This window comes from Kaustia mangrovi (genome assembly GCF_015482775.1).
Taxonomy (GTDB): domain Bacteria; phylum Pseudomonadota; class Alphaproteobacteria; order Rhizobiales; family Im1; genus Kaustia; species Kaustia mangrovi.
The window spans coordinates 2,481,188-2,496,083 of the sequence record NZ_CP058214.1 but is presented as its reverse complement, the minus strand read 5'-3'; the positions used below and the strand labels follow the sequence as shown (position 1 = coordinate 2,496,083).

Below are 14,896 nucleotides of genomic sequence, written 5' to 3'. Positions count from 1 at the left end.
TATCTCCATGTCGCTCCTTCTCGATCGCCTCAATTTCCTGGCACGCAAGAACACCGGAACCTTCGCGCAGGGCCACGGCGTGACGACCAACGAGAACCGGGACTGGGAGGACGCCTACCGCAAGCGCTGGCAGCACGACAAGATCGTGCGCTCCACCCATGGCGCCAACTGCACCGGCTCGTGCTCGTGGAAGATCTATGTGAAGGGCGGGATCGTCACCTGGGAGACCCAGCAGACCGACTATCCGCGCACGCGGCCCGACCTGCCGAACCACGAGCCGCGCGGCTGTTCGCGCGGGGCGAGCTACAGCTGGTACATGTATTCGGCGAACCGGGTGAAGTATCCGCTCATACGCTCCCGCCTGCTGAAGCTCTGGCGCCGGGAGCGGGCGGACAAGACGCCGGTCGCGGCATGGGCCGCGATCCAGGAGACGCCCGCCAAGCGCGCCGAGTACATCAAGGTCCGCGGCCTCGGCGGCTTCGTGCGGGCCGACTGGGACGAGGTCAACGAGATCGTCGCGGCGGCCAATGCCTATACGGCGAGGAAATGGGGGCCGGACCGGGTGATCGGCTTCTCGCCGATCCCGGCCATGTCGATGGTCTCCTACGCCGCCGGTTCGCGCTATCTCTCGCTGCTGGGCGGCGTGTGCATGTCGTTCTACGACTGGTATTGCGATCTGCCGCCGGCCTCGCCCATGACCTGGGGCGAGCAGACCGACGTGCCGGAATCGGCGGACTGGTACAATGCCGGCTTCCTGATGCTGTGGGGCTCCAACGTGCCCCAGACGCGCACGCCCGACGCCCATTTCTATACCGAGGCGCGCTACAAGGGCACCAAGTCGGTCGTCGTCTCGCCGGACTATTCGGAGGCCGCCAAGTTCTCCGACATCTGGCTGCATCCCAAGCAGGGCACCGATGCCGCGCTCGCCATGGCGATGGGCCACGTCATCCTGCGCGAGTTCCATCTCGACCGGCAGGCGGAGTATTTCGAGGACTATTGCCGGCGCTACACCGACATGCCGATGCTGGTGCGCCTGGTGAAGAAGGACGGCCACTATGTCCCCGAGCGCATGCTGCGCGCCTCCGATTTCGCAGACGGGCTCGGCGAGACGAACAATCCCGACTGGAAGACCGTCGCCATCGACGCTGAGACGAAGGCCGCCGTCGCCCCGCTCGGCTCCATCGGCTATCGCTGGGGCGAGGAGGGCAAGTGGAACCTGGAGAGCCGGGACGGCAAGGGCCGCGACATCGTCCCGGAGATGACCCTGATCGGCGATGGCGACCATGACGAGGCCGCGCCCGTCGCCTTCCCCTATTTCGGCAATCGCGAGCACGATCATTTCGAGGGCACCGACCATGACAGCGTGCTCGTGCGCTCCGTGCCGGCGAAAAGGATTGCTCTTGCCGACGGCGAGGCGCTGGTCGCGACGGTGTTCGACCTCTTCGTCGCCAATTACGGGCTGGAGCGCGGCTTCGGGGACGGCAACTGCGCTTCCTCCTTCGACGACCATCAGCCCTACACGCCGGCCTGGGCGGAGAAGATCACGGGCGTGCCGCGCGACCATATCGTGACGGTCGCCCGGGAGTTCGCCGCCAATGCGGAGAAGACCGGGGGCCGGTCCATGGTCATTCTCGGGGCGGGCCTCAATCACTGGTACCACATGGACATGAACTACCGGGGGATCATCAATCTCCTGGTGATGTGCGGCTGCGTCGGCCAATCGGGCGGCGGCTGGAGCCATTATGTCGGCCAGGAGAAGCTGCGCCCGCAGACCGGCTGGCTGCCGCTCGCCTTCGGGCTCGACTGGGCGCGCCCGCCGCGGCAGATGAACTCCACCTCCTTCTTCTACGCCCATACCGACCAGTGGCGCTACGAGACGCTCAAGGTCGACGAGATCCTCTCGCCGACCGCGCCGGAGGGGCCCTGGGACGGCACGCTGATCGACTACAATATCCGCGCGGAGCGGATGGGCTGGCTGCCGTCCGCGCCGCAGCTCAAGTCCAATCCCCTGGATGTCGCGAAGGCGGCGGCAGAGGCCGGCGAGGAGCCGAAGGACCATGTCGCGCGCGGGCTCAAGTCGGGCGCGCTCAGCATGGCCTGCGAGGATCCCGACGACGAGGCCAACTGGCCGCGCAACATGTTCGTCTGGCGCTCGAACCTGCTCGGCTCGTCGGGCAAGGGGCACGAATACTTCCTCAAGCACCTGCTCGGCACCTCCCACGGCGTGCTCGGCAAGGATCTCGGCGAGGAGGGCCGCCAGCGGGCGCGCGAGGCCGTCTGGCACGACGAGGCGCCGGAAGGAAAGCTCGACCTCTTGGTCACGCTCGACTTCCGCATGTCGACCACCTGCGTCTATTCCGACATCGTGCTGCCGACGGCCACCTGGTACGAGAAGAACGACCTCAACACCTCCGACATGCACCCCTTCATCCACCCGCTGACCAGCGCGGCGGACCCGGCCTGGGAGGCGCGCACCGACTGGGCCATCTTCAAGGGGATCGCCAAGGCCTTCTCCGAGGTGGCGCCGGAGGTGCTCGGCGTGGAGAAGGACGTGGTGCTCGTGCCGATCCTGCACGACACGCCGGGCGAGCTCGCCCAGCCGTTCGATGTCGAGGACTGGAAGACCGGCGGGACCGATCCCGTGCCCGGCCGGACCATGCCGGCGGTGGCCGTGGTCGAACGCGACTATCCCAACCTCTACAAGCGCTTCACCGCCCTCGGGCCCTTGATGGACACGCTCGGCAATGGCGGCAAGGGCATCTCGTGGAACACCGAACACGAGGTGGACCTCCTCGCCCGCCTGAATGGCGTGGTGACGGAAGAGGGGCCGACAAGGGGCCGCCCGCGCATCGACAGCGACATCGACGCCACCGAGGTCATCCTGTCGCTCGCGCCGGAGACCAATGGCGAGGTCGCGGTGAAGGCGTGGGAGGCCCTGTCGAAGGGTACGGGACGCGACCACACCCATCTGGCCGTGCCGAAGGAGGACGAGAAGATCCGCTTCCGCGACATCGTCGCCCAGCCGCGCAAGATCATCTCGTCGCCCACCTGGTCGGGGCTGGAATCGGAGAAGGTCTGCTACAATGCCGGCTACACCAATGTCCACGAGCTGATCCCGTGGCGCACCCTGTCGGGCCGCCAGCAGCTCTATCAGGACCATCTGTGGATGCGGGCCTTCGGCGAGGCCTTCTGCGTCTACCGCCCGCCGATCGACACCAAGACGATCAATCCGGCCATCGAGGCGAAGTCGGACGGCCGGCCCAAGGTCGTGCTCAACTTCATCACGCCGCACCAGAAGTGGGGTATCCACTCCACCTATACCGACAATCTCTTGATGCTCACGCTCAATCGCGGCGGGCCGGTCGTGTGGATCTCGGAGGTGGATGCCGGCAGGGCCGGCCTCGTCGACAATGACTGGGTGGAGGTCTTCAACGCCAATGGCGCCATCGTCGCGCGCGCCGTCGTCTCCCAGCGCATGAAGGAGGGCACGATCTTCATGTATCACGCGCAGGAGAAGATCGTGAACACGCCGGGATCGGGCATCACCGGCCAGCGCGGCGGCATCCACAATTCGGTGACGCGGGCGATCACCAAGCCGACCCACATGATCGGCGGCTATGCCCACCAATCCTACGGCTTCAACTATTACGGCACGGTCGGTTCCAACCGCGACGAGTTCGTCGTCGTGCACAAGCTCGACCATGTCGACTGGATGGAGGAGCCGTATCGCGACACCGCAGACCACACGGTTGCACACAAGGAGGCGGCAGAATGAAGGTTCGCGCGCAAATCGGAATGGTGCTCAACCTCGACAAATGCATCGGCTGCCACACCTGCTCGGTCACCTGCAAGAATGTGTGGACCAACCGGGAGGGCGTCGAATACGCCTGGTTCAACAATGTCGAGACCAAGCCGGGCATCGGCTATCCCAAGGAATGGGAGAACCAGAAGAAGTGGAACGGCGGCTGGCGGCGCAAGGCCAATGGCCGGATCGAGCCGCGCATGGGCGCGAAATGGCGCATCCTGGCCAAGATCTTCGCCAATCCCGACCTTCCCGAGATCGACGACTATTACGAGCCGTTCGACTTCGATTACGGCCACCTCCAGACGGCGGGCGAGAGCCAGGCCTCGCCGACGGCGCGCCCGCGCTCGCTGATCAGCGGCGAGCGCATGGAGAAGATCGAATGGGGCCCGAACTGGGAGGAGATCCTGGGCGGGGAGTTCTCCAAGCGCTCGGCGGACTACAATTTCGAGGGCGTCGAGAAGGAGATCTACGGCCAGTTCGAGAACACCTTCATGATGTATCTACCGAGGCTGTGCGAGCACTGCCTGAACCCGACCTGCGTCGCGGCCTGTCCGTCGGGGGCGATCTACAAGCGCGAGGATGACGGCATCGTCCTGATCGACCAGGAGAAATGCCGCGGCTGGCGCATGTGCGTCTCCGGCTGCCCCTACAAGAAGATCTACTACAACTGGTCGTCGGGCAAATCGGAGAAATGCGTCTTCTGCTATCCGCGCATCGAGGCGGGCCACCCCACCGTGTGTTCGGAGACCTGCGTCGGCCGCATCCGCTATCTCGGCGTGATGCTCTACGATGCCGACCGGATCGCGGAGGCCGCCTCCACGCCGGACGAGCAGGATCTCTATGAGGAGCAGCTCGCGATCTTCCTCGACCCGAACGACCCGGAGGTGATCGCGCAGGCCCGCAAGGACGGCGTGCCCGAGGCGTGGCTGGAGGCCGCGCGCCGGTCGCCGGTCTACAAGATGGCGATGGACTGGAAGGTCGCCTTCCCGCTCCATCCCGAATACCGGACCCTGCCGATGGTCTGGTACGTGCCGCCGCTCTCGCCCCTCCAGTCCGCCGCGGAAGCCGGCAAGATCGGCTGGGAAGACGGGCTGCCGGACGTGAAGTCCATGCGCATTCCCGTGCGCTACCTCTCCAACCTGCTCACCGCCGGCAAGGACGAGCCCGTCATCGCGGCGCTGGAGCGCATGCTCGCCATGCGCGCCTATATGCGCGCCAAGACCATCGACGGCGTGATCGACGAGGCCGTGGCCGGGCGCGTCGGGCTCACCGGGGCGATGATCGAGGAGATGTACCAGATCATGGCGATCGCCAATTACGAGGACCGCTTCGTCATCCCCACCTCGCATCGCGAGGTCACCGAGGACGCCTACGACGTGCGCGGGTCCTGCGGCTTCTCCTTCGGCAATGGCTGCTCGGGCGGGACCACCGAGACCGACCTGTTCGGCGCCCGGCACACCCGGACCGTCCAGACACCGACCGATCTCTTCAAGGAGCGTGTGTGATGAATACGGCCCTGAAGGTCATCTCCCTGCTCTTGTCCTATCCCACGGCCGCGCTTCGCGAGGCGGTCCCGGACATGAAGCAGGCTCTCGCCGAGGCCGGGCTCGCACGGCGCGAGACGGCCCTTCTGGACCGTCTCGCCGACGACATTGGCGGGACCGATCTCTACAACGCGCAGGAGCGCTATGTCCTGCTGTTCGACCGCACGCGGTCGCTGTCGCTGCACCTGTTCGAGCACGTTCACGGCGAAAGCCGCGACCGCGGACAGGCGATGGTCGATCTCCTGGCGATGTACGAGGCAGACGGGTTCGAGATCGATGCGAAGGAACTGCCCGACTATCTGCCGATGTTCCTCGAATATCTCTCCATGAAGCCGGTGGACGAGGCGGTCGAGCTTCTCGGGCAGACCTCGCACATCCTCGCCGCCCTGCGCGAACGGCTGCAGAAGCGCCAGTCCGTCTACGCCAACGCCTTCGCGGTCCTTGAGGCCATGGCGCGGGGCAAGCCCGATGCGAGCCTCCTGCGCGACCTGCTCGCGGTGCCCGACGACGATCCCCACGATCTGGAGGCGCTCGACCGGGTCTGGGAGGAGGAGGCGGTCACCTTCGGCGGCAATGCCGGCGAGAACGCCTGCGGGCCGGACCGCCTGCAGCGCCGCATCCGGGCGTCGCAACGTCCCGGCGCCGACCCCTCGCAAGCCCCGAACGCCTGAGAGGAGAGACCCCCATGTCCGGCTATCTGAACACGCTTCTCTTCGGGATCTATCCCTATATCGCGCTGGTCGTGCTGATCCTCGGCACGGTCGTGCGCTATGATCGCGAGCCCTACACCTGGCGGTCGGGCTCCTCCCAGCTCCTGCGCCGCAGGCAGCTCGTCTGGGGATCGGTGCTGTTCCATGTGGGCGTGCTGGTGATCTTCTTCGGACACCTGATCGGGCTCCTGACCCCCATCGCGGTGTTCGACGCGCTCGGCATCAGCCACGGCGCCAAGCAGCTCCTCGCCATCGTCGCCGGCGGCGTCGCGGGCATCATGGCCATTGCCGGGGCGACCCTGCTCGCCCATCGCCGCCTGTTCGATCCGCGGGTGCGGGCCGCATCCAGCGCCACCGACACGCTGATCATCCTCCTGCTGTGGGTCCAGCTCGCCCTGGGGCTGGCGACGATCCCCGTGTCGCTCCAGCATCTCGACGGCGAGGAGATGGTGAAGTTCATGTCCTGGGCGCAGGGCATCTTCACCTTCGATCCGCAAGCCTCCGGCTATGTCGCGGACGCCGCCATCGTCTTCAAGCTGCATCTGGTGCTCGGGCTGACCATTCTGCTGCTCTTCCCGTTCACGCGGCTGGTGCACATGCTGAGCGTTCCGGTCCGCTATATCTGGCGGCCCGGCTATCAGGTCGTGCGCGAGCGCAACCATCGCCCGGCCGCCCCCCGGCAGCCCGCGGAGTGATCCCATGGCGACGCTCTACCGCAATCCCCAGCTCATTCCCTCCACGGCAGCGCAGGGCGAGGGCTACACGACCTATCGCGAGCCCGATACGAGGGTCCCGCCGAAGGCCGCCCCCATCGTCGCGGACGTATCGGTCAACGGCACCGTGATCCCCGAGAGCGAGATCCGCGCGGAGGCCCAGAACCATCCGGCAGAGACGCCCGGCGCGGCGCTTCGTGCGGCCGCGCGGGCACTGGCGGTCCGCGAGCTCCTCTCGCAGGAGGCCAGCCGTCTCGGCCTGTCCGCTGCGCCCAGGCGCGACGAGGCCGGCAGGGTGGAGACGGAGCGCGACGCCGCCATCGGCCTGCTGATCGAGCGGGAGGTGCGCCCGCCGATGGCGACGGAAGAGGAATGCCGGCGCTATTACGACCGTCATCCGCACAAGTTCCGCACCGAGCCGCTGTTCGAGGCCCGCCACATCCTGCTTGCCGCGGCGCCGGACGATGCCGAGGCGCGGGCCGCCGCACGCGGGCGGGCGGACCGCCTGTGCGCGCATCTCGCCGGCCGGCCGGAGGATTTCTCCGCTTTGGCCCGGGATCACTCCGACTGCCCCTCGCGCGAGCATGGCGGGAATCTCGGCCAGCTTACGCCCGGCAGCACGGTCGACGAGTTCGAGGCGGCCCTGGCGCAGATGCGGGAGGGCGAGATTTCCGCGCATCCCGTGGAGAGCCCCTTCGGGGTCCACCTCATCGCGCTCGACAGGCGGATCGAGGGCGAGCAGCTGCCCTTCGACATGGTGGCCGACCGGATCGCCGCCTGGCTCGAGGCGTCCTCCTGGTCGAAGGCGGTCGCGCAATATATCGCGGTGCTGGCCGGCGAGGCCGATATTCGCGGCATCTCGCTGACCGCCGCAGACGGTCCGCTCGTCCAGTAGGAGGTGACCTCCATGACCTTGCGTGTCCAGTCACGCGACGTGGCGTTCTTACCGGTTACACCCCTGCCGGCGGATCCGTCCGGGGCGGAACGCTGCGGCTGCGACGGTCCTGGCGGGCCGGGCGGCATGCTCGCCGTGGACGACGCGGTCGCGCTCGCGCTGTCCATGGTCGCGCCGGTGCGCGAGAGCGAGGCGGTCGGTCTCGGCCATGCGGTCGGGCGGATCGCCGCCCGCACGCTCTGTGCGCCGCGGCCGATGCCGTTCTTCGACCAGTCCGCCATGGACGGTTTCGCGATACGCCTCGGCGATCTCGACGGGGAGGGGCCGTGGCATCTCGAGGTCGCGGGAACGGTCGCGGCGGGAGACAGCCCGTCCGGCGCCGCGCTGCCGGCCGGCGCGGCCTGGCGGATCTTCACCGGCGCGCCGGTTCCGCGCGGTGCCGACGCGGTGGTGAGGGCGGAGGACTGCACCGACATGGGCGCCCTGTTGACGGTTCGCCACCGCCCGCGCGAGGGCGCGAATATCCGCCCGCTGGGATCCGATATCGCACGGGGTGCGGAGCTCGTCGCGGGCGGCACGCGGATCGAGCCGCGCCATGTCGGCCTGCTCGCGGCCAATGGCCATACCACCCTCGACGTCGTCCGGCGGCCCCGCATCGGCATCCTCTCCACCGGCAGCGAGCTCCTGTCGCGAGCCGCGCCGGATGGCGGGCGGATCTTCGACGCCAACAGGCCGATGCTGATAGCGCTTGCCGAGCGCGCGGGCGCGGAGGCGGTCGATCTCGGCATTCTCGACGACGACCGGCAGGAGACCGCGCGCACCCTCGCGCGCCATGCGGGCCGGTTCGACATGCTGATCTCCTCGGGCGCGGTCTCGGTCGGCGCGCGCGACTTTGTCCGCGCGGCACTCCTCGACGCCGGCGGCCGGGTTCATGGCTGGAAGGTGGCGCTGAAGCCCGGCAAACCCGCCATGTTCGCGACGCTGAAGCGCACCGCCTATCTCGGCCTGCCGGGCAATCCGCTGGCGGCCTTCGTCGGCTTCGAGCTCTTCGCCCGCGCGCAGATCGCGCGGCTTGCCGGAGCCGGGGGCGACGGCGCCGTGGAGGTCCGCGCGCTTGCCGGGTTCGCGGCGAGCCGGAAGACGGGCCGCACGGAGTTCGTTCCCGCCCGGGTCAGGGACCGCTCGCCCGAGGGGCTGCCGGTTCTCGAGACACTCGGCAATGGCAGCTCGGGGACGCTCCATGCCCTGTGCCAAGCCGACGGCCTCGCCGTCATCCCCGCAGGCGTCTCCGGGATCGCACCGGGCGACCCGCTGGGGTTCCGCGCCTTCGCCCCGTCGGGGGCCGGTCCCGGCACCGGAGACGCCGCATGACGGACCGGACGGTTTCCCTCGCAGCGGTGCGGTTTTCCGCCGGCGACGGGGTGGATGCGGTGCTCGCGGCGGCCGCCCGCGCCGTCGCGGCACGCGGATACAGGGTCGCCGGCTATCTCCAGCACGACGTGCCGGACGGGCCGGGCTGCTGTTCCGCCACCTATCTGGAGGATGTCGCCAGCGGCGGGCGGCGGCGCATAACCCAGGCCCTGGGGCCCGGATCGCGCGGCTGCCGGCTCGACCCGCAGGCGCTGGCCGACGCGACCGCCCGCCTTCTGCACGATATCGGCCCGCAGACCGCGCTTGTCGTCCTCAACCGCTTCGGCAAGGGCGAGGCGGAGGGCCATGGCCTGCGCGCGGTCGTCGAGCGGGCCGTCGATGCCGGCATCCCTGTCCTGACGGCGGTCAAGGAGCCTTATGCGGAGGCCTGGGAGGCGTTCGGCGGCGGCATCGCCGTCACCCTCGAGCCGGATGTCGGGCAGGTCCTGCGCTGGTGCCTCGCACAGCTTCCGGCGGCGTCCCCCGAGGCCCCGTCGGACGCCGCGTCGGCCGTGTCCTGAGACACATGCGCGCCCGTCAGCTCTCCGAGGTCTTGCGGAAGAGGCGGATCACCTGCGTTCGGGCGTCGCTCAGATGGTCGTGCAGGACCTCGCGCAGCATGGCCGCGTCGCGCGCCTCGATGGCCTCGATGATCGGATCGTGCGTCTGCGCGATCCGCACCGGGTCGTCGTAGAGGACGCCGATCAGCGCGATCCCGGCGCGCAGCTCGGTCGCCAGCGTATCGAAGAGCCGCACGATGCGCTCGTTGCCGGCGATCTCGCAGAGCATGCGGTGGAAGGCGTAGTCGGCGGCGACCTGCTCCTGGGCGGCGTTGGCGGCGCCGAGCTCGTGGAGGAGCGCGACCTGCTCGCGCAGGCGGGCGACATCGTCCTCGCCCATCCGCTCAATGGCGTTCTGCGCGGCGTGGAGCTCCAGGCAGATCCGCAGGTCGTAGATGTTCTCCAGCTCCTGCGTGTCGTAGGCATGGACGAAGAAGCCGCGGCGCGGATGCGACACGATCAGCCCCTGGCTCTCCAGCCGCCGCAGCGCCTCGCGCACCGGCGCGCGGCTCGTTCCCATCTCGCGCGACAGGGTGAGCTCGGTCACCTTGTCGCCGGGTTTCAGGCGTCCGTCGCCGATCGCCTCGACCACCTGGCCGGCGATCTCGGTCACCAGATCGTCGAGCCGGACGGCCCGGAAGGTCCGTTTCGCGGCCCCCGCGTCAGTCTTGCCCGATGGCATGTCGGCCGTTCTCCCCAGTTCCCATCCGGTCCCCGTACAGTCTCGTTACAGTCTCGGTACGGTCTCCAATCGTTCTCCGACCGGTCTCCGTTGCCGGTCTTGTCGATCCCATGAACCTCCATTGCCCATTAATCGTCAAATTGCCGATTGTCGACAGTTGATTTGTCGACTTGCCTCTGCCATCGTACCCGCCGAGAGACAAAGCATGCGACGCGGCCAACCCGCGCGAGGGGATTATTGCCATGACCTTACAGGAGCGCGTCACCGCGGGCCTCGCCGTCGAGCGGGTGGACCTCGCCGCCGCCTATCGGCTGATCGCCGAATTCGGCATGGACGACAGCATCTTCACCCACATTTCCGCACGCGCGCCGGGCGAGGAGGGCGAGCATGCCTTTCTCATCAACCCCTATGGCCTGCGCTTCGACGAGGTGACCGCCGGCAACCTCGTCACCGTCGACCTCGACGGCAATATCCTGCGCGACGCCTATGGCGCCGGCATCAACCAGGCCGGCTTCACCATCCATTCCGCGATCCATGCCGCGCGGCCCGATGTCCATTGCGTGCTGCACACCCATACGGTGGCCGGCGTCGCCATTTCCTCCATGGAGGAAGGCATCCTGCCGCTCAACCAGTGGTCCCTCCAGTTCCACGACCGCGTCGCCTTCCACGATTACGAGGGCGTGGCGCTGAGCCTGGAGGAGCGCGAGCGGCTGGTCGCCGATCTCGGGGACCGCAATGTGATGATCCTGCGCAATCACGGGCTTCTCACATGCGGGCGCACCGTCGGCGAGGCCTTCAGCCTGATGCACAATCTGGAGCGCACCTGCCGGGCGCAGCTCGCCGTCATGTCGTCGGGCGGCACGCCGCGCCTCGTCGACAGGGCGCTCGCCGAGCATACCGCGGGACAGTTCGAGGCGTGGAGCAAGCTGCACGACACGCCCGGCAAGGCGGATGCCGAATGGGCCGCCTATATGCGGCTGGCCAAGAAGCGGCATCCCGACTTCGACAGCTAAAGGACGCTCGAGACGGAAATACCGGCCGGCGCACGGCCGCACATATATTCGATTGATGCCGGTGAGACGAGTGGGGGAGTTCGATCATGGCGGTGGCGGATATCATTCTTGTGGGCGGACGGGTCTGGCAGGGCCTGGCCGAGGGCTTCGCGGAGGCGCTCGCCATCTCCGGCGACAAGGTGCTCGCCGCCGGACCCCGCGCGGAGATCGAGGCCCTCGCCGGGCCGGGTACGCGCCGGATCGACCTTGCGGGCCGGCTCGCGATCCCCGGCATCAACGACGCGCATATGCATCTCCTGCCCTATGGCACGACCATGACGGAGGTCGATCTGCGCCCCTCCGCCGTCAAGACCATGGACGAGGTGCTGGAGCGGATCGCCGAGCGCGCCCGCGAGCTCGCGCCCGGCCAATGGGTGCTGGCGCGCGGCTATGACGACTCCAAGCTCGCCGAGAAGCGCCACCCCCATCGCCGCGAGCTCGACGCGGCCGCCCCGGACAATCCGGTCTATGCGGTCCGGACCTGCGGCCATGTGGCGGTCGCCAACACGAAGGCGCTGGAGCTCGCCGGGATCGGCCACAACACGCCCTCGCCCTATGGCGGCCTGATCGAGCGCCGGGACAACGAGCTCACCGGCCTGCTCGCGGAGACCGGGCGCGAGGCGGTGATCGACGTCCTGCCGGAGCTCACGGTCGACGATCTCGTCGGCTCCATCGAGCGCGGCGGCAAGGATCTCCTGCGCTACGGCATCACCTCCGTGATGGAGGCCGCCATCGGCATCCGCGACGGCTGGACGGAGATGGAGGCCTATCGCAAGGCCCACCGCACGGGCCGTCTGCCGGTGCGCGTCTATGGCTGCCTGATGGGCGACAAGACGCGCTCGATCCTCGACAAGGCCGTGCCGGAAGGCCTCGTGACGGGGGTCGGCGACGACATGTTCCGCATCGGCCCGGTCAAGATCTTCACCGACGGCAGCGCCGGCGGTCGCACCGCGGCCATGACGACGCCCTATCTCGGCACCAACGACAAGGGGCTGCTCTGCCTCACCGACGAGGACTGCGAGGACCTCGTCATGACCACGCACCGGCACGGCTACCAGATGGCGATCCACGCCATTGGCGACGCCGCCATCGCCCAGGTGCTCGCCGCCTACGAGAAGGCGCTCGCCGCCGAACCCGCACCCGGCCGCCGGCACCGCATCGAGCATTGCGGCTGGCTCAGCCGCGAGCAGATCGCCCAGATGCAGCGGCTGGAGGTCATTCCAGCCCCGCAGCCGAGCTTCATCTACTATTTCGGCGACCTCTACAACCAGGTCCTCGGCGAGGAGCGCAGCGCCTTCTCCTATCCCATGCGCGCCTTCATCGAGGCGGGGCTCCACCCGTCCGCCTCCACCGACTGCCCGGTGACCGAGATCGATCCCTTCCCCGTCATCTATTCCATGGTGACCCGCAAGACCGACCGCGGCACCGTCATCGGGGCGGATCAGGCGATGAGCCTGGCGGAGGCGCTCCACGCCTATACCTACGAGGCCGCCTATGGCGCCCATGACGAGACGCGCAAGGGCCGGCTCGTGCCCGGGCAGTATGCGGATGTGGCGATCCTGTCGCGCGACATGTTCGACGGGCCTCCGGAGGCGATCCTCGAGACGGTCTGCGACATGACCGTTCTCGGCGGCGAGGTCGTCTACGAGCGGGAGACGGCGCTCGTATGATCGCGCAGATCGTCAACCGCCTCGTCCTGTCCATTCCCGTTCTCTTCGGTGTCCTGCTTCTCGGTTTCATGCTCCTCCAGCTCGTGCCGGGCGATCCCGCGACCGTGCTCGCCGGCCCCATGGCACCGCCGGAGGTGCTCGAGGAGATTCGCAAGCAGATGGGCCTCGACCAGCCGCTGCTCGTGCAGTTCTGGGCCTATCTGGAACGCATGGCCGCGGGCGACATGGGCCGCTCGCTCATCTCCAACAAGACGGTGACGAGCGAGCTCGTGAGCGCTATCGGCCCGACGGTCGAGCTCATGGTGGCCTGCCTCGTCTGGTCCATCCCGCTCGGCATCGGCATGGGCACCGTCGCGGCGGTGAAGCGCGGCTCGCTCCTCGACCGCGCGATCATGGCGGTCTCGGTGGGCGGGGTGTCGCTGCCCATCTTCTTCATCTGCCTGCTCGCGATCCAGTTCCTCGGTGTCTACTGGCCGATCTTCCCGTTCATCGGGCGCGGTGGACCGATCTGGACCGCCGACGGCTTCATGCACATCGTCCTGCCGGCGGTGTCGCTCGGCCTCATCTTCATCGGCCCCGTGGCGCGCATGACGCGCTCCTCGGTCCTGGAGGTGCTGAAGCTCGACCATGTCCGCACGGCCCGCGCCAAGGGCCTGTCGGAGCGCACGGTGATCCTGCGCCACGGGCTTCGCAACGCGCTCATTCCGGTGGTCACCCTGGTCGGCCTTCAGGCGGGCTATCTGCTCGGCGGCGCGGTGGTCACGGAGACGATCTTCTCCTGGCCCGGCATCGGGCGGCTCGCGGTCGGCGCGATCCTGTCCAGCGACTTCCCCGTGGCGCAGGGCACGATCCTGGTTCTCGCGCTGGCCTTCATCGCGATCAACCTGATCGTCGACATCCTCTACGCCCTGCTCGATCCGAGGGTCCAGACATGACGGCAACCGCAAGCACCGAGGCCGCCGGCGTCGCGCCCGAGGACATCGCGGCGCCCCGGCGCGCTTCCTGGTGGCGCCGGCTGCTGCGCGACCGCGCGGCGCTGCTCTCCATGGCCGTGCTGGCCGTCATCGTGCTCGGTGCGGTGTTCGCGCCGCTGCTTGCGCCCTACGACCCCTATGCCAATTCGCGCCAGGTCATGGTCCCGCCGGCCTGGGCCGCGCGCGGCTCGATGGCGCATCTCCTGGGGACCGACGGGCAGGGCCGCGATATCCTCTCGCGCCTTCTCTACGGCACGCAGCTGACGCTGCTGATCGGCGTGGTGAGCGTCGGGCTCGGCGGCTTCTTCGGCTCCCTTCTGGGGCTCGTATCGGCCTTCTACAGCCGGATCGACCCCTGGGTGATGCGCTTCGTGGACATGATGCTGTCCTTCCCGGCCATCCTGCTTGGTCTTGCGCTCGTGGCCGTGCTCGGGCAGGGCGCCTTTCCGGTGATCCTCGCGCTCGCCATCTCGTCGGTGCCCGATTGCGCGCGCATCTCGCGCGGCATCGCGGTCGGCATCATGAAGCAGGAATATATCGAGGCCGGCCGCGCGGTCGGCCTGTCGGACCGCGCGCTCTTCGGCCGCTATCTCGTGCGCAACGCCATCTCCTCGATCATGATCTTCATCAGCCTGCGCTTCGGCCAGGTCATCCTGATCGGCGCGGCGCTGAGCTTTCTGGGGCTCGGCGCGCGCCCGCCGCTCGCCGAGCTCGGCATGATGGCCGCCCAGGGCCGCGACTTCCTGCTGTTCGCCCCGCATATCGCCGTCATTCCCTCCGTGCTCATCTTCATCATCGTGCTCGCCGCCAATGTCACGGGCGATGCCCTGCGCGACGTGCTCGACCCGCGCCTTCAGGCCTGACCGGACCGGCTGACCGCC

The 14,896-nt window shown here is 68.3% G+C and carries 12 protein-coding genes; 11 read left to right on the top strand and 1 reads right to left on the bottom strand.

The annotated features are described in order from the left end of the window. Positions 1-7: 7 nt before the first annotated feature. The 7 genes from HW532_RS11540 (at position 8) to HW532_RS11510 (ending at position 9,598) form a co-directional block, all read left to right on the top strand. Positions 8-3,775, top strand: coding sequence for a nitrate reductase subunit alpha (locus tag HW532_RS11540; protein WP_213160626.1), 3,768 nt, complete (start codon positions 8-10; stop codon positions 3,773-3,775). After that, positions 3,772-5,310 carry a nitrate reductase subunit beta gene (narH, locus tag HW532_RS11535; protein ID WP_213160625.1) on the top strand — a complete coding sequence of 513 codons (1,539 nt, stop codon included), beginning with the start codon at positions 3,772-3,774 and terminating at the stop codon, positions 5,308-5,310. Before HW532_RS11540 ends, narH begins: the two co-directional genes overlap by 4 nt. Then, a complete protein-coding gene (narJ, locus tag HW532_RS11530; RefSeq protein WP_213160624.1) occupies positions 5,310-6,020 on the top strand; it encodes a nitrate reductase molybdenum cofactor assembly chaperone in 711 nt (236 codons plus the stop codon). Before narH ends, narJ begins: the two co-directional genes overlap by 1 nt. Positions 6,021-6,034: 14 nt before the next feature. Beyond that, a complete protein-coding gene (gene narI / locus HW532_RS11525; RefSeq protein WP_213160623.1) occupies positions 6,035-6,754 on the top strand; it encodes a respiratory nitrate reductase subunit gamma in 720 nt (239 codons plus the stop codon). Between the two features lie 4 nt (positions 6,755-6,758). Continuing rightward, on the top strand, positions 6,759-7,667 hold the full coding sequence (locus tag HW532_RS11520) for a peptidylprolyl isomerase (RefSeq protein ID WP_213160622.1): 909 nt from the start codon (positions 6,759-6,761) through the stop codon (positions 7,665-7,667). 126 nt (positions 7,668-7,793) lie between these two features. Next, on the top strand, positions 7,794-9,038 hold the full coding sequence (locus HW532_RS11515; RefSeq protein ID WP_213160621.1) for a molybdopterin molybdotransferase MoeA: 1,245 nt from the start codon (positions 7,794-7,796) through the stop codon (positions 9,036-9,038). After that, on the top strand, positions 9,035-9,598 hold the full coding sequence (locus HW532_RS11510; protein ID WP_213160620.1) for a DUF2478 domain-containing protein: 564 nt from the start codon (positions 9,035-9,037) through the stop codon (positions 9,596-9,598). The genes HW532_RS11515 and HW532_RS11510 overlap by 4 nt, the downstream gene beginning before the upstream one ends. 16 nt (positions 9,599-9,614) lie before the next feature. Here HW532_RS11510 and HW532_RS11505 read toward each other — a convergent pair whose 3' ends face one another. Continuing rightward, a complete protein-coding gene (locus HW532_RS11505) occupies positions 9,615-10,319 on the bottom strand; it encodes a GntR family transcriptional regulator (RefSeq protein WP_213160619.1) in 705 nt (234 codons plus the stop codon). A 242-nt stretch (positions 10,320-10,561) separates the two neighbouring features. Between HW532_RS11505 and HW532_RS11500 the strand changes: the two genes are divergently transcribed. From HW532_RS11500 to HW532_RS11485, 4 genes are all read left to right on the top strand, one after another. Then, the gene (locus HW532_RS11500; protein WP_213160618.1) at positions 10,562-11,332 is read left to right on the top strand and encodes a class II aldolase/adducin family protein; all 771 of its coding nucleotides are present in this window, start codon (positions 10,562-10,564) and stop codon (positions 11,330-11,332) included. Positions 11,333-11,418: 86 nt separating this feature from the next. After that, positions 11,419-13,041 carry an amidohydrolase gene (locus tag HW532_RS11495; protein ID WP_213160617.1) on the top strand — a complete coding sequence of 541 codons (1,623 nt, stop codon included), beginning with the start codon at positions 11,419-11,421 and terminating at the stop codon, positions 13,039-13,041. Next, positions 13,038-13,976, top strand: coding sequence for an ABC transporter permease (locus tag HW532_RS11490; RefSeq protein ID WP_213160616.1), 939 nt, complete (start codon positions 13,038-13,040; stop codon positions 13,974-13,976). Before HW532_RS11495 ends, HW532_RS11490 begins: the two co-directional genes overlap by 4 nt. After that, complete coding sequence (locus HW532_RS11485) at positions 13,973-14,878, top strand: ABC transporter permease (RefSeq protein ID WP_213160615.1); 906 nt, start codon at positions 13,973-13,975, stop codon at positions 14,876-14,878. The genes HW532_RS11490 and HW532_RS11485 overlap by 4 nt, the downstream gene beginning before the upstream one ends. Positions 14,879-14,896 lie beyond the last annotated feature (18 nt).